Source organism: Thermoactinomyces sp. CICC 10523, assembly GCF_016055105.1.
GTDB classification, from domain to species: Bacteria; Bacillota; Bacilli; order Thermoactinomycetales; family Thermoactinomycetaceae; genus Thermoactinomyces_A; species Thermoactinomyces_A daqus.
Map to the genome: position 1 here is coordinate 157,437 of NZ_JAECVX010000001.1, position 25,996 is coordinate 183,432.

Consider the following 25,996-nt stretch of genomic DNA (forward strand, 5'->3'; position numbering starts at 1 on the left):
CCGTTTTTGCAAATGGTGGAGGAGTAAAATATTGGGACAGAAACTTTCATGTTCCGTTCTCCCGATCTGGAGCGATGGATGTGAAGTCGTGCAGTCTACTGAAAATTGCGAAAGTCCTGGCGCCACACCCGAACAGCAACCAACTTCACTGCAAAAAAGGACAGAGAAAAGGCTCTTCTCCGCCTTATCCTCTGTCCGTTGCAAAGAATTTCCGATTATTTCAATTTGCGAAGCTCGGGATAAACATCGCCCAAGGTTACATTGAGACCGGAGGATTGAAGATTCTCGAATTGCTCAGCCTCTTCGCGTAACTCTTCCGGTTCAACTTCCTTCATGCTCAGGCTGATCCGTTTTTGTTCGGGCTGCATGTCGAGCACTTTCACTTGCACTTCTTGACCTTCTTCCAGCACTTCAGCCGGAGTGGCCACATGGCGCCGGGAGATTTGCGATACGTGAACCAGACCTTCCACACCCGGATATACCTCAACAAATGCGCCGAAAGATGCGAGGCGTTTCACTTTCCCGGTTACGACATCGCCGATTTGAATATGTTTTTGCACCTGCTCCCACGGACCTTCCTGCGTTTCTTTGATGCTCAGGCTGATCCGTTCCTGCTCGCGGTTTACTTTCAGTACTTTCACTTTTACCCGGTCGCCTTCTTTGAGCACATCCGCCGGATGTTCCACTCGATGCCAAGCCAGTTCGGAAACGTGAACCAGTCCGTCAACGCCGCCAATATCCACAAATGCACCAAAATCGGTCAAGCGCTGAACCGTTCCCTCCAGCACTTGCCCTTCTTCCAGCGAGGCAAGCGTTTCCTCTTTTTTACGGTTCAACTCATCTTCCAAAACCGCTTTGTGGGAGAGGATCAGCTTATTTTTCTCCGGATCGATTTCAATCACTTTCAGAGTGAGTTCCCTGCCTTTGTAATCCGTAAAATCTTCGACGAAATGGCGTTCAACATGGGAAGCCGGGATAAATCCGCGCACACCCACATCGACGACCAGACCGCCTTTGACGATGTCCGCCACGGTTGCTGTCAGTGTTTCGCCTGTTTCATATTTGCGTTGCAGTTCGCTCCAGGCAGCCTCAGCGTCGACCGCTTTTTTGGAGACGATCAGTTTGTCTTCGTCTTCGCGGATGCGCAGCACTTTCACTTCCACTTCGTCACCGACGCTTAAAACGTCAGACACCTGATCAACATGCAAGCTGGACAGTTCGGAAATGGGCAATACAGCTTCAAACTTGTATCCCACATCAACCAGAGCCTGATTGTTTTCCACTTGGACGACTTTCCCTTTCAATACATCGCCCACTTGCAAAGTGGTAACTTCCGTTAATTCAGATTTCATTTCTTCGGTCATAAACGAGCCCCTCCTCAATCTCCAAACAATCTAAAATCCTTTATGATATAAGATCAGAGTGAAAAAGGTTCATGATTGTTCCTTTTTCTGATGATCTAATTACCGATGTTGATCAATCATTTGTTTAATCTCATTCATGATGCGATCAGTAAGTGCAGCAGCTTCTTTCATCCCGATTTTCTCCCGGGCCGGGGAAGTCACTTCAATTGGCTGTCCAAATATGATCCTCACGGGTCGAAATAAGCGATAAGGCCCGATAATCGCTGCCGGAACGACAGGTGCTCCTGCTCTGAGGGCAATCAGGGCCGCACCGGTATGCGCTCTACCAAGCTTTCCGTCCCTTGATCTGGTTCCTTCAGGAAAAATCCCCAGCACCTTCTCTTCCTGCAAGAGACGAAGCGCCTGTTTAAGAGCTTGCAGGTCCCCGCTGCCCCGCTTGACCGGAAATGCGCCCAGCACTCGGATCAACATAGAGAAGAGGGGAATGCGAAACAATTCCTGTTTGGCCATGAAATGGATTCTCCGATCCATGGCAGCTCCCAACAGCGGTGGATCAAGATTGCTTATGTGGTTGGCACAAATAACCACAGGCCCTTCTTTGGGAATATGATGAACTCCTTCCACTTTCCAACGATAGAAAAAGGAAAAGAAGCTGCGAACCGCTATACGCAATGAAGCATATAACATTATCTTACTCCCTGTTGCTCAATTTGTTACGACAAAGTTGCAGAATGTTTTCAACAATTTCCGCAATACTGCGATGGGTCGTATCGAGGAGCAGCGCATCATCCGCCTGTTTCAAGGGGGCATGCTCCCGTGTACGGTCTTGGTCATCGCGCTCGCGTATCTCTTTTTTCAACTGCTCAAGATCTGCAGGCAATCCTTTGGCTTTCATCTCGTTATAGCGTCTCTTTGCCCGCTCTTCGATGGAAGCCGTAAGGAAAATTTTCAAGTCGGCGTGCGGCAACACGTTTGTGCCGATGTCACGTCCGTCCATCACTACATTTTGTTTTTCGGCAATCTCCCTCTGTTTATTCACCAGCACCCTTCGTACCCCTAACATGCGGGCAATGGTGGAGGCCGCAGCCGAAATTTCCGGTGTCCGGATTTCATGGGAAAGATACTGCCCATTTATGGAAATTCCTTTTGGATGAAGGGTAAACGTGAGCGATTCCGCCAACCGGGTGACGGATTCTTCATCCTGCAACGGGATATTATCCCGAAGCGCTTTCCATGCCAGTGCCCGGTACATCGCTCCAGTATCGATGTAGACGAGCCCCAAACGCTTGGCTACCTGACGAGCCACTGTGCTTTTTCCGGCGCCAGCCGGTCCGTCGATTGCTACCAAAAAACGTTTCATAAAGCCCGTAAGTCCTTCCTAAAACGGGATAAAAAATGGCGAGAGCAGGCCGTGCCTGCTCGATTGGGTTTACTTTATTCGATTCCATCGATCTCAAGTACAATCCCTATCGAAAAACTCGACCCTGTTTTTCAGCCAATCTCGCGCTATGTATTCCTTTTTTACACGGAGATATAGGAAATTAGAACTAGCCCTGTATCTCAAGAGCAAGGAAAACCTGTTTAAAGAATAACATAATTTTGTCACAGTTGCAATGAAAACAATTAAATGAGCCGATTTTATTATATCGGCCCACTTAAAAGTTTAAATTTGATCCGCGTCGGCCTTTTCAATGCGATCGACCATCTCTTCGCTTCCGTCCAACGCATTGATGAAGATGCGGTATTGAATTTGATCAATTTGCCCCAAAAATTCGTAGCACAAAACCTCTTGTCCCTTGTCATTGTAAATAAGAGCGAGATTGCTTTTTCTCACTTTCAAATGGGAGTTTAATTTTTTCTTCGCCTCCGCTTTGGTCAGTTTCGGCTTTATTTCAGGACGTTTGATCTTGTTGAAAACATATTGTTCAGCTTGCAATCCCATGATTTCCCCATTGTCCAACGCCACTTTTACCACCAGGGTTTCCGGATAAATGTAAACCCCGTTTTCCCGGTGAACAAAATTGAAGGACACAATATTCCCCGTTTCATCATGAGAAATCGGAACCATATGAACATAACCGATGCGGTTCAGGAAGTTTTGGGCATGGCGAAGTGCCTGCTCCATGCTTAGATTCTGCCGTTTTACCGGGCGGTCGTAGATCATCCAGACCATGTGGCCGCCTTTGGCTGTCAGTTCGGTATGAACATCTGTATTTTTTGCACCTCTGTAGAAAACGCTGTAACTCTCATAATCCCCGTTCTTGTTCAGGGTAACGGAAATCCCTTTGGTTGAGTGTTTTCCAAAGGCTCTGGCCACGATCTGTTTCGCCTGTTGCGGGGTAATTTTGGCACCGGAAATATTTTTGGCCCGTTGCCGCTCATGCGCCTCCATGTTGCTGACGCTCGGTCCCCAGTCGACCTCCGGAAATTCTTTCACTTTCTGGTTTACCAATTTAAAACCGTCGATAATGGTGTTATCCATTTTTTTGTCTTCTGTGGCAACCGCCAATTCGACATCCATCCAGCGCAGGTTTTTGTCAAGAACCTTTTCTTGAACCGTTGCCAAATCGTCCCGCACCTGTTTGGACTGATTATACAAGGTATGCAATGTTTTCCACTCTTTGTCGTTTAAGGGGTGTTTGTTCAGATCACGAATCCCGACACTGTACGCAAACCGGCCGACGCGGGACAAGAACTTTTCCGCCTGATCAAACGGCATCAGAGTAAGCGGCAATTGACCGATATCGCTCTGTGCGTCATATGCCAGACGCCAGACGTTGGTCATCGAATTGGAAACCTGTTTTTGGGTGTTGAGCGCCAATGATTTGCCCAACTCCCCCTGCAACTTGTCCATATGGTTGTTCAGGTCATGAAACGCTCTTTGATACGTATTTTCCGCTTTGATGAGGATGGAGTTTTTATCCTGATGTTCCTGATACCCCCATGCCGCTACGGCTACGAAGGCAATTAATGTAATAGGGAAAAGAATGGCCGCCACCCTGCGGTACATGGCAACACGCCTCCTTATTCACAAAAAATGTGTTTTCCAATCTTCAGTTTCTGCGGTCTGGACCAAATCCATTTCGATGTGGCCGTGGCCGGATTAAAATAGTAAATGCAACCACCGGTCGGATCCCATCCATTGATCGCGTCCATCACCGCTTTTCGTGCCGTTTCATTCGGCTCCAGCCAAACTTGCCCGTCGCTTACAGCGGTAAATGCCCCCGGTTGGTATACAACCCCCGCTACCGTATGGGGAAATTTTTCACTTTCCATCCGATTTAAAATAACAGCTGCGATTGCGACTTGACCGATATAAGGCTCTCCGCGCGCCTCACCGTAAACCGCGCGCGACAGCAAGTCAATTTCATTTTTGGAAAAGCCGCCGCTGCTATTTCCCGCATTTGCCGCTTTCACAAAATCGCCCCCGCTTCCGCTGACGAAAACAACCACCAGGAAAAGGGCCGTCATAACTCCTCTCTTTATCCAATTTCTCACTGTCATTTCCTCCGTCTTTCGTATTCTTTTGCTAGTTTGAGCGGGGAAAACACAGATTATGCAAAAAGAAAAGCCCGGGTCGGTTGACCCCGGCAGCCGAGACTGACTTTCCTCAAGGGAGATAAGGTTCTTTATGGATTTCAAAATCCCCGGTATTGTCGCACAGGCAACGCTTAAATCCCGTCTCAAGTTTTCCTTTGCGCATCCGTCCTTTTAAGATAAAATGCTCTCCACACTGGTTACAATGAATATTGACAACGTATTTTTCATTGTCATTCATCCGCTTTTCCCCCTTTCCCTCTTTTCGTATTATTGACAGCGAATGCCCTGTCCCATACGATAGAGGCGGGTTTACTATGAAGCAAGAAAGGTTGGCGCAACAGATGAAGAAAATCATCGTTCTCACAACGGGAGGAACGATTGCAATGTCGCAAAGTGACGAATCCGAAGGTGTCAAACCGCAGGATCCGAAAGCGCTGCAAAAAACGCTTCCCTTCCTTAACCAATTTGCCGATGTGGAAATGGAACACCTGTTCAACCTGCCCAGTCCGCATATCACCCCGCACGAAATGTATGTCCTCGCCAAACGGGTTCAATCGCTGCTCCAACACGATGCTGACGGAGTGGTCGTCACTCACGGCACCGATACCCTTGAAGAGACGGCATACTTTTTGAACCTGGTCATCTCAAACGATAAGCCTGTCGTCATTACGGGAGCCATGCGCAGCCAAAATGAACTGGGGGCCGACGGTCCCTATAACCTGGTAAATTCAGTCCGCGTCGCCGCAGAGGAAGAGGCGAAAGGCTTTGGCACCCTTGTCGTCTTCAATGATGAGATCCATTCGGCCAAGACGGTGACCAAAACTCATACTAGCAATGTCGCCACATTTCAATCTCCCGGGCTGGGGCCGGCAGGATTGATTACAAAAAGGAACATCCTCTTTCATCGCGAACTGACGCGCGAAAAAATCTTGCCCCTCTGCTCCCCAAAAGCGAAAGTGGCATTGATCAAGGCCGCAGCCGGAATGGATGACACCATGATCCGTTGGGCCGTGGACAGCGGCTATCAGGGGATCGTCATTGAAGCGCTTGGCCAAGGAAACCTGCCGCCCGCCATGCTTCCGGGAATAGAGCAGGCCTTGGAGAAACAGATTCCGATCGTCCTCGTCTCCCGCTGCTATCATGGCTATGTACAGGATACGTATGATTACATTGGCGGCGGCCGGCAATTAAAGCAGATGGGCCTGATCTTCGCCAACGGGCTGAACGGCCCGAAAGCCCGCATAAAACTGATGCTGGCACTTGAAGTAACCAATGATCGCACCGAATTGGAAACTTACTTCAAAATATGATTTATCCCTACAAAAAGAGAAACTGCACCTACCCGCGGCAGATGCAGTTTCTCCCGAGCCTTGATTCCGTGAAAATATGTTGGTGGTCGGTCATCAGCGTTTTCCGGCTTTTCTTGCAAGGTGCTTAAAGACACATCCCCGGATTGTCCCGGCCATTCAGGAACGCTTTCTGCGCAAGTCCCTAGCAATCATTCGCCCATGGTGTCGGCCGTTTTCGATAAAGATTTTGGTCGAGTCATGGCCGGTTGCCACCACGCCAGCCAGATACAGACCGGGAATCGTGGTCTCCATCGCTTCCGTTAAATAAGGAACACCGGTATCCTCATCAATTTTTCCGCCCAGGCGCCGAACCGGTTCAAGGTTGGGGCGATAACCGGTCATGGCAAACACGGTATCCGCGGGGATCTCAATTTGCTTTTCGTTCTGCTCGATGACCACGCTGTTCGGTTTGATCTCTTTCACTTCAGAACCCCAGTACATCTTGACCCTTCCTTTTTCAATCGCTGCTTCAATCACGGGTTTTACCCATGCTTTGACACTTGGGCTGAATTGTTCTCTTCGGTAAACCATGGTCACGTTTGCCCCGACATGATGAAGATCAAGCGCCACATCGATGGCCGAGTTGCGCCCGCCGATGACGACAACGTTCTGATCGGCATAGGGATGGGCATCATGGAAATAATGATGGACATGGTCTGATTCTTCCCCGGGTATATTCATAAGATGGGGATTGTCATAATATCCTGTTGCCAACACAACCGCCGGCACTTCATAAACCCGCTTTTCATCCCTTTTTGCCGTAACCACCCGGAACCCGGAGTCCGTCCGGTCCATTTGCACCACTTTTTCATAAGTATGGACGTTCAGCTCATGCACCCGGCAAACGGTGCGAAAATAGGCGAGCGCTTCCTGCCGGGTCGGTTTTTCATTGATCGTAATAAAAGGAATGCCACCGATCTCCAATTTATCAGCCGAACTGAAAAAAGTCATGGATAAAGGATAATGATAAATGGAATTCACCAAACAACCTTTTTCAATAATCAGTGGCTCGAAACCCTCTTTTTTTAGCTCAATCGCAGCAGAAATGCCACAAGGCCCTGCTCCTACAATAATCACATCTGTCAATCCAGCCACCTCCTGCGATACAAAAGAAGAACACCCGGAAAAAACAGGGTGTCCTTCTCACACTGCTTCTTATTATACTATACCCAGCCACGAAAGCGAGATGCTTCTGCCATTTTTCGCACGCCGACCATATACGCGGCCAGACGCATATCCACTTTCCGGTTGTTGGCTGTATTGTAGACGTTTTCGAAAGCCCTTACCATAATGTCTTCCAATTTTTGTTCAACTTCTTCTTCAGACCAATAATAACCCTGGTTGTTTTGTACCCACTCAAAGTAAGATACAGTCACACCGCCGGCACTTGCCAATACATCCGGAACAAGCAAAATGCCCCGTTCGTGCAAAATTTTGGTGGCTTCGAGAGTCGTCGGACCGTTGGCGGCTTCCACGACAATGTCCGCTTTGATACGATGGGCGTTTTTGGCTGTAATCTGGTTTTCCACAGCAGCAGGCACCAGAATATCACAGTCAAGTTCCAACAGCTCTTGGTTTGAAATCGTATCCTTAAACAATTTGGTTACCGTACCGAATGAATCGCGACGATCCAATAAATAATCGATATCAAGTCCGTCGGGATCGTGAAGGGCACCGTATGCATCGGAAATGCCGATCACCCTCGCCCCCGCATCATGCATAAATTTGGCCAGGAAACTTCCGGCATTGCCAAAACCCTGAATCACGACGCGGGCTCCTTTGATGTTTAAACCACGTTTTTTCGCAGCTTCGCGGATCATGAGCGTCACGCCCTTGGCAGTCGCCGTTTCACGCCCGCGGGATCCGCCCAGCACAAGCGGTTTGCCCGTAATAAACCCCGGAGAATCAAACTCGCGGATACGGCTGTATTCGTCCATCATCCACGCCATGATTTGCGAATTGGTAAAGACATCGGGTGCCGGGATATCTTTGGTCGGCCCTACGAGCTGGCTGATTGCACGGACATACCCGCGTGAAAGGCGCTCCAGTTCGCGAAAGGACATTTTGCGCGGGTCACAGATAATGCCTCCTTTTCCGCCGCCATAAGGCAGATCGACAATCCCCGCTTTTAAACTCATCCAGATTGATAACGCTTTCACTTCGGATTCTGTTACATCCGGGTGGAAACGCACTCCTCCCTTGGTCGGGCCAACAGCGTCATTGTGTTGAGCGCGATAACCTGTAAATACGGTAACCGTTCCATCATCCATCCGGACGGGAATTCGTACCGTTAACACACGCAATGGCTCTTTCAAAAGTTCGTAAACCGATTCAGGATATCCTAATTTTTCCAACGCCTCTTTAATCACCGTTTGAGTTGAAACAAGGACATCCAGATTTTCCTGTTCATCCGGTTGATGACCTGTTGCAACTGACTGTTGTTCCATCCTGACCACCTCAGAAAAATTACTACTAAGCCTGTTAAACATTTATCAGTATACAATAATCCTCAAAATATCTAAACTCTTTTCTGTAAAAGTTTGCTGGACGGATCGTGTATTCCACTTCCCTTCCCACGTTCCCCGTGGTCGGTCAGGCGGACACCACTCCCCTCCCGATTTTGCTTAAGTCCACACCGAAATTTCGCCGGACTAGTCACGAATGATACCTGCTACTTTCTCCACAGCGAGAAATATGAGAAAATAAGTCCGGGTTCCCAAACCGCTCGATCGTTTCCCAAGGAGGAAGTATGGAAATGTCAGAAAAAAACATTCTTTATTGTTTTGCTCACCCCGATGATGAAACCTTTACCTGCGGAGGAACGATTGCTCGTTTCCACTCCCTGGGGGCAAAGCAAACACTGTACTGCGCAACCCACGGCGACGCCGGAAAAACGGGAAATCCTCCTGTTTGCAGCAAAGAAGAACTGGGTCACGTGCGAACTCAGGAACTGCAAGAAGCGGCGCAAATCTTAGGAATCGACAACCTGATCCTGCGTGATTTCGGAGACGGTCGGCTGAAAGATCAGCCCTTTTCACGGTTGGTTGAGGATATACGATCGGTACTCGAACAGATTCGACCGGAACTCGTGATTACCTTTCCACCGTCCGGCATCTCCGGCCATCAAGATCACAAAGTGATTCAAAAAGCCACACTCGCCGCTGTTGAGCAAATATCATTCCCTACCAAACTTTACTATATTGTCATTCCGGAATCAATTGCTAAGTTGCATGCAAGAGCGGTTCATACAGTTCCGGATGCATATGTATCCAGGAAAATTGACGTTACTGCTTATCGCGACAAAATCGCCCAGGCGCTCAAAGCCCATAAAACACAACATCTTTCCGTCGAGCGCGCCTTTCCCGGCGTCCTGGAAGGTGACTGGACCCGGTTGCGCTCCGAAGAATATTATCAATTAGTTATACAAAAATAAATTTTTTTATTCACCTGCAAGCATGATGAATGAATAGGAAAACGCACCCTGTTTTGGGTGCGTTTTTTATCTCATCCAAAATATCGAATGATTTGGTTAATCGCATCTTGATCGCACACGGTTTTACCATACTCGATCAGCAGGGGTTCTGTTACGGTAGAAGGCTCGCCAAATTCGGAAAGGATCGCCACCAGGGTTTGGAGATCATCGATTTCCAAATCACGGCCAAACACCAAATAGTATCTGTTCTGATATGCGTACAGACGTCCGCCCTGCTTCACGAGAGAACTCATGCGCATCGCAGCCTGAATGACGTCTTCGAAGTCGGCAAAACGGAAGATGATATCTTCTGTCTCTTCCATGGTTACTTCGAGTTCATACAGTTCTTCATCATGTTCAAAATCATCCTCCGCTTTCGATGTACGCCCACGGGTGACTACCACTACCATTCCCTGTGCGGGTAAGGCAAATACTTCCACCGCGACCGGACCGGCCACTTCAAAGCCCAATTCCTGATAGGCATGTTCCATCATGTCATTGAACAACTCGTGAACTTTGGGGATATCACGCCACATATCTTCCCTCTCAATCCCACGGTCAGCGAGATCATCCAAGGTCAAGAAGAAGCGAATTTTATCTCCCCCAAGACGCTCGACACGCATGGCCTACCCTCCCTCGCTGGAGACCTCCCAATACTAAGATATGTGAAAAATAAACGCTCTGTTACGAGGTCAAGTCTCCTATTTTTCTTTATGAATATCATACACAAAGAAGCGGGTACTTGCATAGTCCAAGCATGGCAAACAGCATATCATGATGCCGGGGCCACGCACAAGATCCGTTTTCATTCAATTCATTTGCTTGAATGAAAATCTCCCCGCATTCCATGTCAATATTTTACTGATGCTTGGCCACTCCCGCAAGAGGCATCAACTTTCCGGGAAAGTCAAGCAGCACTCTGCTCCCGTGATCGCCGCATTGATCCTGATTTGCCTGGAAGAAAACGAAGGAAAAAATGATCATGCGTTCATGTCCTCAGGGTATGCATCCATTCTCTTGACTTTCGGTTCTGTGGATGGTTTGCTCCTTGCAATTCTAACCAAATCATTCTAAAATGGGGATGTTGGAAGTGGACTTAGCTCATTCGGAATATTCATGGGAGGAGAATTATTCTTATGCGCACTTGGGTAGACAAAGATACTTGCATTGCATGTGGAGCTTGCGGTGCAACTGCTCCGGATGTCTATGATTATGATGAAGATGGAATCGCATATGTAATTCTTGATGATAACACAGGAACGGCCGATGTCCCTGAAGACCTGTGGGACGATGTCCGCGATGCGCAAGAAGGTTGCCCGACTGACTCCATTAAAGTTGAAGAGTAAAAAGCACGGAAGAGTAACCATGGCCTAAAAGCTGCTCAGTTCCCTGAGTGGCTTTTTCGCTTTTGTCGCAAAAGAAAGCGAGCTTCCTCCCTCCCCGAGCCCGCCCTCCTTTGTCACAAAAGAAACCGCACTATCCTTGACGCAGATCCCCTTCTTCCAAATACAAACTCACTTCCGCCAATCCGCCATCCACATTGACGACATCGGCAAAGCCATGATCTGACAAAAAACGGACGACATGCAGGCTGCGAATCCCATGTGCGCACATCACGTATATTTTTTGCTCCGGATCCAGTTCATGAATGCGCTCGGAAATGGATCCCATTGGGATAAACTTGCAGTTCTCCAACCGGGCCATCCTCCATTCTTCCGGCTCGCGGACATCAATCACTTCATCGGGATGAAGGGCTCCGCTTTTGTACTTTCGGGCAAATTCTTCCGCAGAAATATGGGATGGATTTTGGTTAGCCATTGCTCATTCTCACCTTTTTTTCCTTCATTTTAACACAATCCGTCCCCCCGGCACTTTCCGGAGTCATTTTATTTGCGTCTTCGCCTAAAACCGACTACAATGGGGGTTAGGTAATTTTTATCCCTTAAAGGATACATAGTTAGGAGGATGTGGAATGGCAAACAACCTCGTAGTTGATGCATTCATCGAAATTCCCACAGGAAGCCAAAACAAATATGAATTTGACAAGGAAAAAGGGGTATTCCGCCTCGATCGCGTTCTTTATTCCCCGATGCATTATCCGACCGAATACGGTTATCTGGAAAACACCCTTGCCGAAGACGGAGATCCGTTGGACATTCTGGTACTCACCACGTTCCCCACTTTCCCGGGCTGCGTGATCTCCAGCCGTGTCATCGGGGTATTGCTCATGTCCGATGACAAAGGTCCGGACGAGAAATTGCTGGCCGTTCCGGAGGATGATCCACGCTTTAACGGAGTGAACAGCCTCGATGACGTGCCGCCCCACATTCTGAGCGAAATCGAGCATTTCTTTAAAGTGTACAAAGACCTGGAAAAAAAAGAAACCAACATCGTTGGTTGGAGAGATGCCGATTTTGCGGCCAAACTGTATGCCGAGTGCCAAAACCGCTATCAGCAAAACAAATAAAAAAACAAGAAAACCCTGGCTTCGCCTCCACGGAAGTCAGGGTTTTTTTGCATGCAGTTCAATGAGTCCCAGCTGTCTTGACAATTCATAATGAAGACTCTGCAATCCATCCGCAAACCGGACCATGATTTTTCGTCCGGGAGCAACTCCTTCCAATCTCGCCACCTCGGTGACGACTCCTTCACCGAATTTGATATGATTCACCCTCATTCCCTGTGCGACCTCTTCATGGCTGAAGCGAAGTTGCGGCTGCTCCCTGCTCCTTTGCCGCCATGCCGCCGCTTCCGGCAGCCGTTTGGGTTGCAGCACCGGATCGCGATCTGATTCCTCCCCGCCGGCAAAGCCCATTTCCTTTAGAAAAGGGGAGATTCCACTCCGTTTTCCCTGCCTCGTCTTGCTGGCGGACAGATACAATTCTTTCCGGGCCCTGGTGATGCCGACGTAAAAAAGGCGGCGTTCCTCCTCCCAGGCTGCGTTTTTCCGCTGTTCCGGAACCTGGAGACTCCGGTAATGAGGAAGAACCATGGCGTGCAAACCGATCAGAAAGACCCGGTCAAATTCCAACCCCTTGGAACGGTGAAACGTCATCAGCTTCACTTTGGCCTGCTCATCCGGTATTTTCAGGCGGGCTTCCACTTTTTTTGCATGCTCCATCAATGCTTGTCCGTCGGAAAACGGCTCGGCGGCGAGCAAGAGCTCATCTGCCGGCTCCATCAAACTGGTGAGATCCGAACCGGTCTCCTGCGCAAAAGCTTTTAAGTATCGATCATACCCGATCGTTTCACGGATGGCGCGAATCGCTGCCGCAGCGGACATGTTTTTCAGCGAAAACACATGTTCACGCATCTCCTTGAAATAACGGATCTGGTACGGCTCCAAACCCGGCAGATGCGGCAACGCCTCCAGCAACGACAAATTCCGCTTGCGCGCCAAATTCCACAGAGCATCCAGCCATTCTTCGCCGAACAGGTATCGCTTCGGTTTGTTGATGATTCGCGCCAATGCATCGAGATCATTCGGGTCGGAAGCCAATTTCAAATAGGCAAACATATCCTGCACCTGAAAGCGGCGGTAAAAAGAGTATGAACCATCATTCACAAAAAAAGGGATATTCCGGCGAACCAACTCATCGATAATCGCTCTTGCCTGTGTCAGGGTGCGGAACAGGATGGCCGATTCCTTTCCATCGCGCAAACAGAGAAGAATGCGCCGGGCTTCATCGTTTTCATCCTCCGGCTCCCACCAGTTGATGCGGGTTCCCGTTTTTCCCGTCCCGATTCGCGTTTTGGGTTGCCGCAAACGGTTTTTCCTGATCAGTCGCTCGCTGAGCCCAATAATCTCCTCTGTTGAACGATAATTGACCGTAAGGATAATTCGCCTCGCTTCCGGAAAATCCTCACTGATCTTCAACATAAACCGGGGATCGCTTCCCCGAAATCCGTAAATGGCCTGGTCATCATCCCCGACGGCAAAAAGGCAGCGGTGCCCGGCAGCCAGCTGGATGAGAACGTCGTATTGCACACGATTGATGTCTTGAAATTCATCCACCAGAAGATGGCGAAAGCGATTTTGCCAGTAGTCCCTGAAACCGGGGCGCTTCAACCGGCTGTAAACGGCGAGCAGAATATCGTCGTAATCCCATACCCCCTCTGCTTGCTTCCTCTCTTCATAAGCGGAAAAAACATCGCGAAATAAAACATTTTTCTGCTTTTGCACCTTTAATTGCCCCGGCAATATCGCGTTCCCTTTGCAAAGGCCGATCTGATTGAGATATGTACCAATGGTCTCTTCATCCGCAGGCTGCTCCTTCTGCCCCAAAATCTCCCGAATCCATCCCGCTTGTTCCTTCGCGCCAAGCAATGGCGGCGGAAACTCCCCGCTCTCCCGCAACATACGGAAAAAAAGCGAGTGAAAAGTCCCGATGTACATCTCTTTACTCTGTCCGGGCGCAATCTGCTCCAATCTCGCTTTCATCTCCCGCGCGGCTGCACGGGTAAATGTGACCACCATCAATTGGTTTGCTGAATTCCCCTGTTCCAGCAAATACAAAATCCTGCGCGTCAATACCGTGGTTTTTCCGCTCCCGGGCCCGGCAAAAACGGCAACCGGCCCTTCCGGAGCCGTAACCGCCCGGCATTGCTCTTCGTTAAGCCCGCTTAAAATCATCTCTTTCACTGTCGCATTCATCATTGCAACAAATCCCTCCTTTCCCTCAGGTGTTCCGTTCCGTTTTTTCAATTGAAGGCAACCTATATCTTAACACAAAATTTTCAACCGGTGGCCCCTCTGCAAGGAAGCGAATCTTGCCCTTCTTTTTCAAAATTTCAGGTTGACACAAATACATTACCGTGCTAAATTAATTATCAAATTTCAGAGTAGAAAAACGATGATGGAGCCAAACATCACGGAAAACTTCCCAGAGAGCCGATGGTTGCTGCGAATCGGCAAGTTTTCGGATGTGGAGCACTCCGGAGCGGCTGGTTGAATTTGAAGTAGGCTGGCACGGCAGACCCGTTATCCATGAGTCCTGATCCTGGACTTGCCAAGGTTGTCGGTGTGAACCGGCAACAAATGAGGGTGGCACCACGAACCTCTCGTCCCTCCGATCCATTGGGATTGGTATGGGCGTGAGGTTCTTTTTATTTTGATCTCATTGAAGGGGGTAAGAATCATGTCCTTTTCCGACAAATTCCATTTGCGCATTCCCGGCCCGACACCGGTTCCGGCGCGTGTGATGCAGGCGATGCAAAAACCGATGATCGGTCATCGAAGCGGTGAAGCTTCTTCACTCTATTTGGAATGCTCTGCCAAATTAAAACTGGTTTTCGGCACCAAGACTGATCCTCTTCTCCTCAGCAGCAGCGGAACCGGCGCTTTGGAAGCCGCCGTCGTGAATACCGTCTCACCGGGAGAAGAAGCGGTTGTCGTGGTGACCGGCGCTTTCGGAGACCGGTTTGCCAAAATCGTGCAAAAGTATGGAATTACCTTGCACCGCTTGGATCTGCCTTGGGGGAAAGCCTGCGATCCGGATCTGTTGGCCTCGTTCCTCCGGCAACATCCTGCGGCCAAAGCTGTCTTTTTCACCTATTGCGAAACATCTACCGGCGTCTTAAATCCGGTCCGGGAGTTGGCCCAATCCGTTCGTGAACACTCTGATGCGCTGGTGATTGCCGACGGTGTCAGCTGCCTCGGCGCCGTTCCCTGCAAGATGGACGAATGGGGCATCGATATCATGGTCACCGGTTCGCAAAAAGCACTGATGCTCCCGCCCGGCCTCGCCTTTGCGGCAGTCAGCCAACGCGCATGGAAACAGATTGAACAAAATCCGACCCCGCGCTTTTATTTGGATCTGCTCGCCTACCGTAAGAATTTGGAAAAAGAAACTACTCCCTATACGCCGGCGCTTTCCCTTCTCTACGGTTTGGCAGAGGCTCTTGCCATGCTGGAAGAAGAGGGATTGCCCCGGGTCTTTGCCCGCCACGAGCGATTGAAAACCATGACCCGGGCGGGAATCAAAGCCCTCGGTCTTGAACTGATGACCTCCGATGCCGACGCTTCTCCCACCGTCACATCCGTTTACGGCGGCCGTGAGAAGTGGGAAGCAGAAACGCTCCGAAAAGAATTGCGGGCACTCGGGGTCGGCGTCGCCGGCGGACAACAGCATCTTAAGGGAAAAATCTTTCGCATCGGCCACATGGGATATTGTGATGAACTGGATATCTTGACCGTGCTGTCAGCTCTGGAGATCGCCCTCATCAAAACAGGCGTCCCGGTTGAGCTCGGCAGCGGTGTAAAAGCGGCACAAGAGGTGATGCTTCATGTATAAAGTTTTGATAACGGATCCGCTCAGCGAACAGGGAATTTATCAACTGCTGGAAGCAGAAGATGTGGAAGTGAAAAGAAAACCGGGTCTGACCGGTGAAGAACTGTTTTCTGCCATCGAAACCGCTGATGCCTTATTGGTGCGAAGCCAAACCAAAGTGACGGCAGAGCTGATCGAAAAAGCAAGCAGGTTGAAAGTGATCGCCCGTGCAGGGGTCGGTGTCGATAATATCGACGTTCCGGCTGCCACCAAAAAGGGGATTATCGTCGTCAATGCCCCCGACGGCAACACCATCTCCACAGCCGAACACACCTTTGCCATGCTGATTGCCTTGGCGCGCAATATCCCGCAGGCTTATCGCTCTGTGATCAGCGGAGAATGGAACCGGAAAAATTTTGTCGGCGTGGAACTGAACCAAAAAACGTTAAGCATCATCGGACTGGGCCGGATCGGCACAGAACTGGCCAAACGGGCCAAAGCGTTCCGCATGAATGTCGTCGCCTTCGATCCTTATCTGTCAGACGAGCGCGCCGCCAAAATCGGGGTAAAAAAAGCTACATTTGAAGAAGCGATTGCAGCGGGGGATTTCATTACGGTGCACACCCCTCTGACCAAGGAAACCCGGCATTTGATCAATAAAGAAACCTTCTCTCTGATGAAGGACGGCGTTCGCATCCTTAACTGTGCACGCGGAGGAATCATCGACGAAGAAGCGCTTTACGACGCCATTCAATCGGGGAAAGTGGCCGGAGCGGCGCTGGATGTATTTGAAAACGAACCACCGGGTGAGCACCCTCTCTTTTCCCTTCCGCAAGTGATTGCGACTCCCCACCTGGGAGCATCCACTCTGGAAGCACAAGAAAACGTGGCGGTAGACGTGTGCGAGGAAGTTTTGCATATCCTGCGCGGCGAACCGTTTAAAAATGCGGTGAATCTTCCTTCCATCCCGGCCGAACTGCAACAAAAGCTGGCGCCGTACCAGGAATTGGCCGAAAAACTCGGCAAATTTATTTCCCAAGTGGCCAGCGGGGCATTGACGAAAATTACGGTTACATATTCCGGAGAAGTGGCCGAATTGGAAGTGGCCCCCCTTACCCGTACCATTTTAAAAGGGGTTCTGTCACACCACTTAACCGATGTAAACTACGTCAATGCACCTCACCTGGCCAAACAGCGCGGCATTCAAGTCGTCGAGCAAAAAACGGCAAACACCCACGGCTTTACCCAATTGATCAAAGTGGAAGTAGTGACGGCAACGGATATTCGCAGCGTTGCGGGTACCCTGCTGAACGGCTTCGGGTCGCGAATCACCAAGATCGACGACTATCCGGTTGATGTGACACCGCAGGGTCACCTGGTCTTTGTCCAGCATCGTGATCAGCCCGGGGCAATCGGCCGTGTCGGCACACTCCTCGGCAGCCATGATATCAACATTGCCACCATGCAGGTGGGACGTCAGGCGATCGGCGGCCAGGCAATCATGGTCTTGCGAATTGATAAACCACTGCCCCAATCGCTGATTGCATCTCTTCAGGAATTAAAAGAAATTCAGTCTCTGATCGAAATTGATCTATAATATAAGTGTAAAAGCAGGGGAACCCCGTTCCTCTGCTTCTTCCTGTGCGGAAAGCTTCCGTCTTTCCCGCACAACCTGTATGAAAAATCGAAAGCGCACCAGCAGGAACGCGAGAAAGCAGGGGGCATCACGCTCAACCTGCAAAGCACTTTCACAGATAAAAGGAGGGTATCCATTTGAGCAGTTTAAGTGGAAAAGTCGCAATTGTAACCGGAGCGAGCAAAGGGTTGGGCAGGGCGATTGCCACACGTCTGGCCCGAGGCGGAGCTCTGGTTGTCGCCGCTGCGCGCAGCAAGGAAAAACTGGAGCAACTTCAACAAGAAGAGTCGCAGAAAATCGTCTCCTTTCCATGTGACGTGACCCGGGCGACAGAGGTCAAAGCATTGATCGATTTTACCCGAGAACGCTTTGGACGCCTGGACATTTTGGTCAACAACGCCGGCATCGGCCGCTTCGGCAAAGTGGAAGATCTATCGGAAGACGATTGGGATCAAATGATGGCCGTCAATCTGAAGGGAGCCTTTCTGGCTTGTAAATATGCCATCCCCCATTTAAAGGAAACTGAAGGCCATATCGTTAATATTTCCAGTATTGCCGGAACGGAGAGCTTTGCGGGCGGGGCTGGATATTGCGCTTCCAAATTCGGGTTGATGGCACTGTCCGATGCACTCACCTTGGAACTAAAGCCGCACCAGGTAAAGGTATCCACAGTATGTCCCGGATCCATCAAAACGGAGTTCGGCCGCCACAAAGATTATGCGCTTGAAGCCGAACAAGTGGCTGAAACGGTTTGGACGATCGTTTCCGCTCCAAAAGGGGTGATCATCAATCAGGTGAGAATGAGACCCCTTGTTCCACGCGAATACCAGAAATAAAAAAATGCCTGGCGCTATGCCAGGCTTACTTCTTCCTCCACCTTCACCCGCACCGGCAATTCCACCATGAAGACCGTTCCTACGCCCAATTGGCTTTTAACGGAAACATTCCCTCCATGAGCATTGACCAAATGCTTGACAATCGACAAGCCCAATCCAGTGCCGCCCGATTGTCCGCGGGTGCGTGCTTTATCCGCTTTGTAAAAACGTTCAAAGACAAACGGCAAATCTTCCTCGGGAATTCCGGAACCCGTATCCTCCACATCCAAATGGATCATCCCGTCCTGCTCATAGACATGGACACAGACAGATCCTTCCGGCGGGGTATGGCGGATCGCATTGTCAATCAGGTTCGTCAACACCTGTTCAATTTTATCCCCATCCCAATAGATGCAAGGCAAATTCTCTTCAATCTTCGCGGAGAGATGAACCTGTTTCTCCCTGGCAAGTGCCTGGAATTTGCGAATGATCCGCTGCACAAAATCATACAGGGAACGTTCGGTTGGCACGATTTGAATATGGCCGGCCTCCATGCGCGCCAAATCAAGCAATTCCCGCACCAGCCGTCCCATCCGCTGGGACTCCTCGTTAATCACCTGAGCGATCTCGCGGCGCTCTTCCGGTGTTTCCGCGATGTCATCCATCAGTGCTTCGCTGTAGCCCTGCAACATCGCCAGCGGTGTGCGGAGTTCGTGCGACACATTTGCAACAAAATCCTTGCGCATTTTCTCCAGCCGGCGCTCTTCCGTCACATCGCGCAGCACTGCGACCACTCCGCGCACCTGATCCCGGTCATAGAGAGGGGACATGACCACGACCCAGGTTCTCCCCTGCTCGGTTATATCCCCTGTATGCTCTTTGTTGTCTTCGATCACCTTGTCAAAAAACACTTGCATGGGAGGAGGAAGTGTGTTCTCTTTAATCTGTCCCTTCCACGTGGACAGAAAACGTCCGGCAACCGGGTTGCTCAAAATAATTTTTCCATAACGGTTAATGGTCAAGACACCGTCCGTCATGCTGCGGAGAATACTGAACAATTGCTCTTTTTCCTGGGACAGCTGATGAATCGAATCTTCCAGTTGCGATGCCATGCGATTAAATGTCAAGGCCAGTTCCGCCACTTCATCCCGTTCGTGATACCGCACCGGCACCCTGATGGAGAATTCCCCGCGAGCCATTTTTTCCGCCGCTTTTTTAATCTGGATCAGCGGCTGGGAAATGCGCGTGGACAAGAAGAATGCAAAAACAGTGGTCAGGGCGATGCCGATCAGAGCCGAGTAAAAAATCCAGCGTTTGATATCCGTTTCGCTCAATTGCTCCTGCGTTTGATACAGGACAATCGCACCCGTCGTTTTGCCATCCTTGATATAGGGAACAGCGACCAGCAGGATATCATTTTTAAACAGACTGAAGTCCGTCGGATCTTTCTCTAGCGTGATTTTTCCCCTTTTGAAAACACGCTCGCCGTGAAGCACTTTTTGAATGTCCTCTTTTTTCAAAACCTCTTGCCATGGAACATCCGGCACCTTTGGCGAAACGCCAACCGGACTCACCGCTCCGCTCGGGTCCAGCAATACGATATATGTATGGAACAGTTCGGACACTTTTAAAACGTTATTCAAATACTGGGTATGGTCAGGAACCGTTTTTGTCAGATTGGACTGAATTTCCGTCGCCAGGTTTTCCAGGCTCTTTAACTGATCCTTCCCATACGTATTTTCCACCTGCTCGCTCAAAAACAAACTGAGAAGCACCAATACCATGGATACCAACACGATGATGGTCAGCCAAAGCTTTCCCACAACACTTCGTAAAATCACTCTTTTGGCACCTCTAACTTATACCCGACTCCCCAGACTGTTGTGATCATTTTCGCAGCCTTGGCGGAAGCCCGGTTGAGTTTTTCGCGCAGACGTTTCACATGGGTATCAACTGTGCGCAAATCGCCGAAAAACTCATAATGCCACACATCACGAAGAAGTTGTTCCCTGGTGAATACTTTATCCGGCGATTTGGCCAGATAGTACAGCAGCTCATATTCTTTGGGCGTCAATTGGATTTTCCGGCCGCCTGCTTTTACTTCATGGGCATCGTGGTCAATCGTGAGTTCAGGGAAAACAATCACATTATGGGTTTCCGTATCCGTCGTCAAAAACGCCGTAGCCGACGTCCGGCGCAACACCGCCTTGACCCGGTGCACCAATTCGCGCGGGCTGAACGGTTTCACCACATAATCATCGGTCCCTGCCTCAAACCCTTCGACCCGGTTGGTCTCCTCCCCTCTCGCCGTCAACATGATGATCGGGGTGGCTTTCTTCTTCCGAATTTCCGCACAAACCTCCAATCCATCCATCCCCGGAAGCATCAAATCGAGCAGAATGAGATCATAGTTGTTCTCAAAAGCCAGTTCCAGCGCCTTTTCCCCATTTTCCGCCTCTTCGATGTGGTATCCTTCCCTCTCCAGATACATTCTTAGCAGGCGGCGGATGCGATCTTCATCATCCACCACCAGAATGTGATATTGCTTTTCCATATTCCTTGTTCACCTCTGCTGTCACCAAAAATTTACGCATAAGAATGTAATCCCGAGATGACCAAATTAATTGCGATCAGGTTGATCATGATAATCACAAAACCGCCTACTGCAAGCCAGGCGGATTTCAGCCCGTGCCATCCTCTGGAGAGCCGCAAGTGCAGGTAGGCGCTGTAGAACAGCCATGTAATCAGAGCCCATACTTCTTTCGGATCCCAACTCCAAAAATGGCCCCAGGCCTCCTGTGCCCAGATCATGGCGAAAATGAGCGCTCCCAATGTAAAGATGGGAAACCCGATCGCAATTGAACGATAACTGATTTCGTCGACCAAATCGAGATTCAGGTTTTTTACAAGCGGATGCAGGATTTCCCGCAAGCTTTTACGCGCAAACAGGCGAATGAGCGCGTACAAAATCAAACCGCTGAGCACAGACCAAATCACGGAATTAAACTTACTCGCTGCCTTGTTTCCTTTCATCCAGACCGGCGCTTCAAACAAAGGTTTTTTCAGGCCCAGGAAAGAATCCATGTTCATCACTTTCCCGTCGTGCGGACCGACCAAAGGCGGTAACGTATATTCTTCCACCGTCGGCTGTCCGTCGACAATGTGACTCAGTTTGGCATCATAATGAACAGCAGCGAAAGCAAAGCTGGTCACACTAAACGAGACAAACATGAGCACAACGGTTAATGTGATTTCGAGCCAAAGCGCATTGGCCCCTTTTCTATTAAAACCTACTTTATTAATCAAGTAAATCAGTCCGGCCACAAAACCGACACCAAATGCCCCTTGCCCCAAGGCAGCTGTAGTAACGTGGATATAGAGCCAATAACTTTGGAGCGCGGGAATGAGAGGCTGTACATCGCGCGGATAAACGGAAGCATATGCGAGCAAAATCACCGCCAGCGGCATGACAAATGCTCCCAGCACTGCAGAACGGTAGATAAAATACAAAATGACAAAGGCGATAACTATGGTGTAACATAAAAAGGCCGTAAATTCAAACATGTTGCTGGTGGGAAAATGCCCGCCGATAATGATACGGGTAATGATGAACAGCGTTTGAAAAATCACGCCGACGATCGCCATCCCGACGGCCAGATTGCTAAAGCGGCGCAACTTTTTTTCATTTTGTTGATCTTTATCCTTAGCTATTCCCATGACAAACGTAACAGATGAAAGAAGATAAAGAAAAAATGTGCAAAGCAGGAGATATTCCATCAGCTTTTCCATGTGCCGCTTCCCCCTATTTCTTCACAGGCTGCAAGCTAAACTCCGAAAGTGACTCGATTTGCTTCAGTTCCCGAAACAGGCTGTACCAGTTTTTGTTGGTATGGGCGCCAACATACAGGATTCCGTCCTTCCAGCGAATCCAGACGCGGCGGTGTTGCCAGTAAAATCCCATCACCAACCCGATCATGGTAAAAAATCCGCCAACAAACAGGAATGGAAGGCACTTGTCCACACGGACCAACAGGCCGCTTTGGTTGACCATATTAAGTCCTGCCAGGTCTATCGCATATTTGTTTTGTTTGGTAAGGCTGTCCAGATTTTCCCCGGCGATCACCCATGATTTCTCTCCCTCTTGTTGCCCTTTCTCCTTCACTTCAAAAATAAAGGCAGGGCGGTTTGGATCCTGGGATTTCGTGATCGGCCGGTTATCCTTCATGGCGAAGTCAGGATAATATTCCAGCGCCCTTACATCCAGATTGCCGACATGGTAGACATGGTTGGGATCGAGATTGTATAAATCGACCGTAAACGTGCCCATCTGTTTCCCTGTTTTTTTCTCCGTCACCTTCAGCTTGATCGAGTCGAGAAGCCCCATCTGGAAATCAGCCTGATACAGCATCAGATCGTCGTACTTCAACGGATGGTTTACCAGAATCGGCGATTTTTTAACGGGAATCAATTTCCCGTTTTTTTCATTCTTCTTATAAAGGACGGCATCCGTTTCATATTTTTTTACAATCGGCCCCTCATTCTCTGACTGGGTACCATTGTAAAACTGAATGGAAAAACGCTCATTCTTTACATAGTAGGGAGTTTCGGGGACTCGTTTAATCTCGCCCTCACGCACCCACATGGTTTCATCGAGGTACCATCCCGGTATGTATCTCAGCAAAATCCCCAATAAAAAAAGGATTAACCCAATATGATTGATGTAGGGACCCCAACGGCTGATTCTGCCTTTTTCCGCCAGCAGGGAATCGCCATCCCGATGGACGCGATAAAATTTTTTCTCCAGAGCAGCACTGATTTGTTGCAATTTCTCCTCTTTTTCTTCAGCCGGAACGTTTTTTTGGTCCCTGATGCGCTGTTTGGAAATAAATTCGGTACTTTTTACCGTTTGTTGGTTGTTAAGCGCTTTAAAAAGAGGAACAACCCGGTCCAGGCTGCAGACGACAAGGGATATTCCGATCATTGCCACAAGAAGGAAAAACCACCATGTTTCATACACATGGGAAAAACCCGTTACATAAAACAGCTTGCCGGTAAATCCGTAATGCTGTTCATAATATCCCAACCTGTCTGTCTCCGGAATCAGATTTTCCTGCGGATAGATGGAACCGATTCCTGCCGTCACCAACGTGATCAAAATAAGAATCACCGCTACTTTTACGGAGGAGAAAAAATTCCAGACCATATCGAAAGGCGAAGCAGGGAGCGTCTGAGAACGGCGCGCTTTGCCTTCATAGCGCATCTCTTTGGCAATGGTCTGTTTCTCTTTTAACTCCTCATCCAGCGGTTTCCCGCAGTACTCACAGAGAATGGTACCAACGGGGTTATTGTGTCCACATTCACATTTGCTGTTCTCGATCATCTTTTATTTCTCCTCCCGGAACCCGTGAGCGCAATAACGGTTGTGGTTCTATCCCCCCATTCTTCATTATAACGCTGCCTCTTATTCTCTCAGGCCGTCAATTTGAAGATTGTTTGAAATATCGTCTCATATTTGTAACATTTTCTTCAAACGCTGAATCTCTGACGGCTTTAATTCCCGGTATTCTCCCCTTTTAAGGCCGTTGATCCCCAAAAATCCAATGCGCGTGCGAATCAGTTTTTCCACCGGGTGTCCGATGGCCGCGCACATCCGGCGCACCTGGCGATTTCGGCCTTCATGGATCACCAGCTCCAGCCTGGAACTTTTCTCATCCGATTCCAGCAAACGAACCTTGGCAGGTGCCGTCAACCCATCTTCCAATTCCACCCCATGGCGCAAAAGCTCGAGTTTGGAGTGACTCGGCTTCCCCTGAACGGTGGCAATATACACCTTTTCCACTTCATACCGGGGATGAAGCAAGTGATTGGCGAGAGTTCCGTCATTTGTGACCAAAAGCAATCCTTCTGTATCGTAGTCCAATCGGCCCACGGGATAAACCCGCTCCTTGATGTCCCGGAAAAAATCGGCAATCGTTTTCCTGCCCTGCGGATCATACATACTTGTAATCACCCGCAGCGGTTTGTAAAAAAGAAATGTCCTTTTTTGTTCCCTTCTGAGCGGCCGGCCGTCCACTTCGATTTGATCAGTTTCCGGGTCGACTTTCATCCCGAGTTCTTTCACAATCCGGCCGTTCACTTTCACCCGCCCCGCTGTGATCAGTTCTTCACAGCGACGCCTTGATGCCACGCCGGCATGGGCCATCACTTTTTGCAATCGTTCCATGCATCCAGTCACCTCTATGACATCTTAACCGTTTACCCATGTTTTCACAAGTTTTTCACATCATTCTCTGTTGCAAAGGCAAAAAAAAACGGCGGCATGGCCACCGAAGAAAAGCGGGAAAACGAATCGGTCAATGGGCGAAAACGATGGTGCAGATGATCCAGGAAGCCAAGAACCCGGCCAGGTCAGCCCACAGTCCCACTTTTAACGCATACAGCGTACGCTTAATGCCAACCGCTCCAAAATACACTGTCAGCACATAGAGGGTGGTATCCGTACTGCCCTGAATCGTCGAAGCCAGTTTTCCGAGAAAGGAATCAGGCCCGTAGATTCGCAAAATACTTTCGACAAAGGCAAGCGAACCGGTTCCGGAAATGGGGCGCAAAATGCCAATCGGCACCACTTCATGCGGAATGTGAAAGAAATCCAATAGAGGAGTGAGGAATTGCAAATAAAATTGCAACGCCCCCGTATCGCGAAAAACAGCCACAGCCACCATCATCCCCACCAGATGCGGGATAATGGAAATGGCTGTTGGAAATCCTTCCTTCGCCCCCTCGATGAAACTTTCATAAATGGGAACTTTGCGAAAAATGGCATACAGGGGGACAAAGACCAGAATTGCCGGCAACATCATTTTGGAAATAAAATTGATAAGATCCAGAAGCATGTTTGTCCCCCCCTCAAACCCTCATTGGTTGAATGTGCCGAAAAAATATGAACGTTTATTTCTTTAAATTTCCGTATTGATCAAAAGTGCGGCTACGATAATATCGATCCAGCAGAATGGCAATGGTGGTGGCAATGATGGTGGCCAATAACGTGGGCCCGATGATCTCTGTCGGATTAGCCGACCCGTATTTAAGCCGGATGCCGATCACCGTAGTCGGAATTAAGGTAAGTCCCGATGTATTCAGAGCGAGCAGCGTGCACATGGCCGGCGTTGCAGTCTTGGAATCAGGGTTCAACTTTTGCAGCTCCTCCATCGCTTTCAATCCCATCGGCGTCGCCGCGTTCCCAAGGCCGAACAAATTGGCGCTCATGTTGGACAAGATGTACCCCATTGCCGGATGGTTATGAGGAACGCCGGGAAACAAAAACGATGCCACCGGCTTTAACAGCTTGGCCAACTTCTCCAGCAGCCCGGCATCCTGGGCGATTCGCATCATGCCCATCCAGAAGACAAGGATACTGATCAAACCGATACAAACGGCCACCGCTTCTTCCGCCCCCTTTAATGCGGCAGTCGTAACCAGATTGAGTTTTCCTTGAACCGCAGCCGCAACCGCCCCGCTCAAAATCATGAAAAACCAGATATAATTGATCAT

24 protein-coding genes, 1 pseudogene and 1 other annotated feature are annotated in these 25,996 nt (G+C 49.4%); of the genes and pseudogenes, 7 read left to right on the top strand and 18 right to left on the bottom strand.

The features are described from left to right. Positions 1-215: 215 nt before the first annotated feature. The 6 genes and pseudogenes from rpsA to I8U19_RS00850 form a co-directional block, all read right to left on the bottom strand. Positions 216-1,364, bottom strand: a complete 1,149-nt coding sequence (rpsA, locus tag I8U19_RS00825; protein ID WP_033101442.1) for a 30S ribosomal protein S1 — start codon at positions 1,362-1,364, stop codon at positions 216-218. A gap of 99 nt (positions 1,365-1,463) precedes the next feature. Then, positions 1,464-2,051 carry a lysophospholipid acyltransferase family protein gene (locus tag I8U19_RS00830; protein ID WP_052154285.1) on the bottom strand — a complete coding sequence of 196 codons (588 nt, stop codon included), beginning with the start codon at positions 2,049-2,051 and terminating at the stop codon, positions 1,464-1,466. Between the two features lie 4 nt (positions 2,052-2,055). Then, entirely contained in the window at positions 2,056-2,724 is a 669-nt protein-coding gene (cmk, locus tag I8U19_RS00835; protein ID WP_033101443.1) for a (d)CMP kinase, read from the bottom strand. 303 nt (positions 2,725-3,027) lie between these two features. Beyond that, the gene (gene ypeB, locus I8U19_RS00840; protein WP_033101444.1) at positions 3,028-4,374 is read right to left on the bottom strand and encodes a germination protein YpeB; all 1,347 of its coding nucleotides are present in this window, start codon (positions 4,372-4,374) and stop codon (positions 3,028-3,030) included. A gap of 14 nt (positions 4,375-4,388) precedes the next feature. Then, a pseudogene (locus tag I8U19_RS00845) lies at positions 4,389-4,793 on the bottom strand (cell wall hydrolase); the annotation flags it as partial. Between the two features lie 181 nt (positions 4,794-4,974). Further along, positions 4,975-5,142, bottom strand: coding sequence for a hypothetical protein (locus I8U19_RS00850; protein WP_181735418.1), 168 nt, complete (start codon positions 5,140-5,142; stop codon positions 4,975-4,977). A gap of 76 nt (positions 5,143-5,218) precedes the next feature. On the opposite strand from I8U19_RS00850, the gene I8U19_RS00855 reads away from it, so the two are divergent. Further along, the gene (locus tag I8U19_RS00855; RefSeq protein ID WP_304650700.1) at positions 5,219-6,214 is read left to right on the top strand and encodes an asparaginase; all 996 of its coding nucleotides are present in this window, start codon (positions 5,219-5,221) and stop codon (positions 6,212-6,214) included. Positions 6,215-6,370: 156 nt separating this feature from the next. Here I8U19_RS00855 and I8U19_RS00860 read toward each other — a convergent pair whose 3' ends face one another. Next, a complete protein-coding gene (locus I8U19_RS00860) occupies positions 6,371-7,330 on the bottom strand; it encodes a YpdA family putative bacillithiol disulfide reductase (RefSeq protein ID WP_309485173.1) in 960 nt (319 codons plus the stop codon). A gap of 86 nt (positions 7,331-7,416) precedes the next feature. After that, positions 7,417-8,700 carry a Glu/Leu/Phe/Val family dehydrogenase gene (locus I8U19_RS00865; RefSeq protein WP_033101446.1) on the bottom strand — a complete coding sequence of 428 codons (1,284 nt, stop codon included), beginning with the start codon at positions 8,698-8,700 and terminating at the stop codon, positions 7,417-7,419. Between the two features lie 308 nt (positions 8,701-9,008). Here I8U19_RS00865 and I8U19_RS00870 point away from each other — a divergent pair, with 308 nt between their 5' ends. Beyond that, positions 9,009-9,686 (top strand): PIG-L deacetylase family protein, encoded by a 678-nt coding sequence (locus I8U19_RS00870; protein ID WP_198054944.1) that lies wholly within the window; start codon positions 9,009-9,011, stop codon positions 9,684-9,686. Positions 9,687-9,757: 71 nt separating this feature from the next. Here the strand turns inward: I8U19_RS00870 and I8U19_RS00875 are convergent, their stop codons facing one another. Next, positions 9,758-10,348 (bottom strand): genetic competence negative regulator, encoded by a 591-nt coding sequence (locus tag I8U19_RS00875; protein WP_198054945.1) that lies wholly within the window; start codon positions 10,346-10,348, stop codon positions 9,758-9,760. Positions 10,349-10,861: 513 nt separating this feature from the next. On the opposite strand from I8U19_RS00875, the gene I8U19_RS00880 reads away from it, so the two are divergent. After that, positions 10,862-11,071 carry a ferredoxin gene (locus tag I8U19_RS00880; protein WP_033101450.1) on the top strand — a complete coding sequence of 70 codons (210 nt, stop codon included), beginning with the start codon at positions 10,862-10,864 and terminating at the stop codon, positions 11,069-11,071. A gap of 130 nt (positions 11,072-11,201) precedes the next feature. On the opposite strand, the gene I8U19_RS00885 is transcribed toward I8U19_RS00880, so the two are convergent. Next, entirely contained in the window at positions 11,202-11,543 is a 342-nt protein-coding gene (locus I8U19_RS00885; RefSeq protein ID WP_198054946.1) for a rhodanese-like domain-containing protein, read from the bottom strand. A 154-nt stretch (positions 11,544-11,697) separates the two neighbouring features. On the opposite strand from I8U19_RS00885, the gene I8U19_RS00890 reads away from it, so the two are divergent. After that, positions 11,698-12,192 (top strand): inorganic diphosphatase, encoded by a 495-nt coding sequence (locus I8U19_RS00890; RefSeq protein WP_033101451.1) that lies wholly within the window; start codon positions 11,698-11,700, stop codon positions 12,190-12,192. A gap of 36 nt (positions 12,193-12,228) precedes the next feature. On the opposite strand, the gene I8U19_RS00895 is transcribed toward I8U19_RS00890, so the two are convergent. Continuing rightward, positions 12,229-14,379 carry an ATP-dependent helicase gene (locus tag I8U19_RS00895; protein WP_232337194.1) on the bottom strand — a complete coding sequence of 717 codons (2,151 nt, stop codon included), beginning with the start codon at positions 14,377-14,379 and terminating at the stop codon, positions 12,229-12,231. 190 nt (positions 14,380-14,569) lie between these two features. Next, positions 14,570-14,797, top strand: a binding site (T-box leader). A gap of 66 nt (positions 14,798-14,863) precedes the next feature. Here I8U19_RS00895 and I8U19_RS00900 point away from each other — a divergent pair. The 3 genes from I8U19_RS00900 (at position 14,864) to I8U19_RS00910 (ending at position 18,466) form a co-directional block, all read left to right on the top strand. After that, the gene (locus tag I8U19_RS00900; RefSeq protein WP_033101453.1) at positions 14,864-16,018 is read left to right on the top strand and encodes a pyridoxal-phosphate-dependent aminotransferase family protein; all 1,155 of its coding nucleotides are present in this window, start codon (positions 14,864-14,866) and stop codon (positions 16,016-16,018) included. Further along, positions 16,011-17,591: a phosphoglycerate dehydrogenase gene (gene serA, locus I8U19_RS00905; protein WP_033101454.1), complete on the top strand. Its 1,581-nt coding sequence runs from the start codon at positions 16,011-16,013 to the stop codon at positions 17,589-17,591. Before I8U19_RS00900 ends, serA begins: the two co-directional genes overlap by 8 nt. Positions 17,592-17,767: 176 nt before the next feature. Then, complete coding sequence (locus tag I8U19_RS00910) at positions 17,768-18,466, top strand: SDR family oxidoreductase (protein WP_033101455.1); 699 nt, start codon at positions 17,768-17,770, stop codon at positions 18,464-18,466. 14 nt (positions 18,467-18,480) lie between these two features. Here the strand turns inward: I8U19_RS00910 and I8U19_RS00915 are convergent, their stop codons facing one another. From I8U19_RS00915 to I8U19_RS00945, 7 genes are all read right to left on the bottom strand, one after another. Next, the gene (locus I8U19_RS00915; protein ID WP_370589370.1) at positions 18,481-20,286 is read right to left on the bottom strand and encodes an ATP-binding protein; all 1,806 of its coding nucleotides are present in this window, start codon (positions 20,284-20,286) and stop codon (positions 18,481-18,483) included. Beyond that, on the bottom strand, positions 20,283-20,999 hold the full coding sequence (locus I8U19_RS00920) for a response regulator transcription factor (RefSeq protein ID WP_033101457.1): 717 nt from the start codon (positions 20,997-20,999) through the stop codon (positions 20,283-20,285). Before I8U19_RS00920 ends, I8U19_RS00915 begins: the two co-directional genes overlap by 4 nt. 32 nt (positions 21,000-21,031) lie before the next feature. After that, entirely contained in the window at positions 21,032-22,234 is a 1,203-nt protein-coding gene (gene ccsB / locus I8U19_RS00925) for a c-type cytochrome biogenesis protein CcsB (RefSeq protein ID WP_033101458.1), read from the bottom strand. 13 nt (positions 22,235-22,247) lie between these two features. Beyond that, on the bottom strand, positions 22,248-23,825 hold the full coding sequence (locus tag I8U19_RS00930) for a cytochrome c biogenesis protein ResB (RefSeq protein ID WP_081943911.1): 1,578 nt from the start codon (positions 23,823-23,825) through the stop codon (positions 22,248-22,250). A 126-nt stretch (positions 23,826-23,951) separates the two neighbouring features. After that, positions 23,952-24,668 (bottom strand): pseudouridine synthase, encoded by a 717-nt coding sequence (locus I8U19_RS00935; RefSeq protein WP_198054948.1) that lies wholly within the window; start codon positions 24,666-24,668, stop codon positions 23,952-23,954. 130 nt (positions 24,669-24,798) lie between these two features. Continuing rightward, complete coding sequence (locus tag I8U19_RS00940) at positions 24,799-25,338, bottom strand: spore maturation protein (protein WP_033101460.1); 540 nt, start codon at positions 25,336-25,338, stop codon at positions 24,799-24,801. A gap of 55 nt (positions 25,339-25,393) precedes the next feature. Beyond that, a complete protein-coding gene (locus I8U19_RS00945) occupies positions 25,394-25,996 on the bottom strand; it encodes a nucleoside recognition domain-containing protein (RefSeq protein WP_033101461.1) in 603 nt (200 codons plus the stop codon).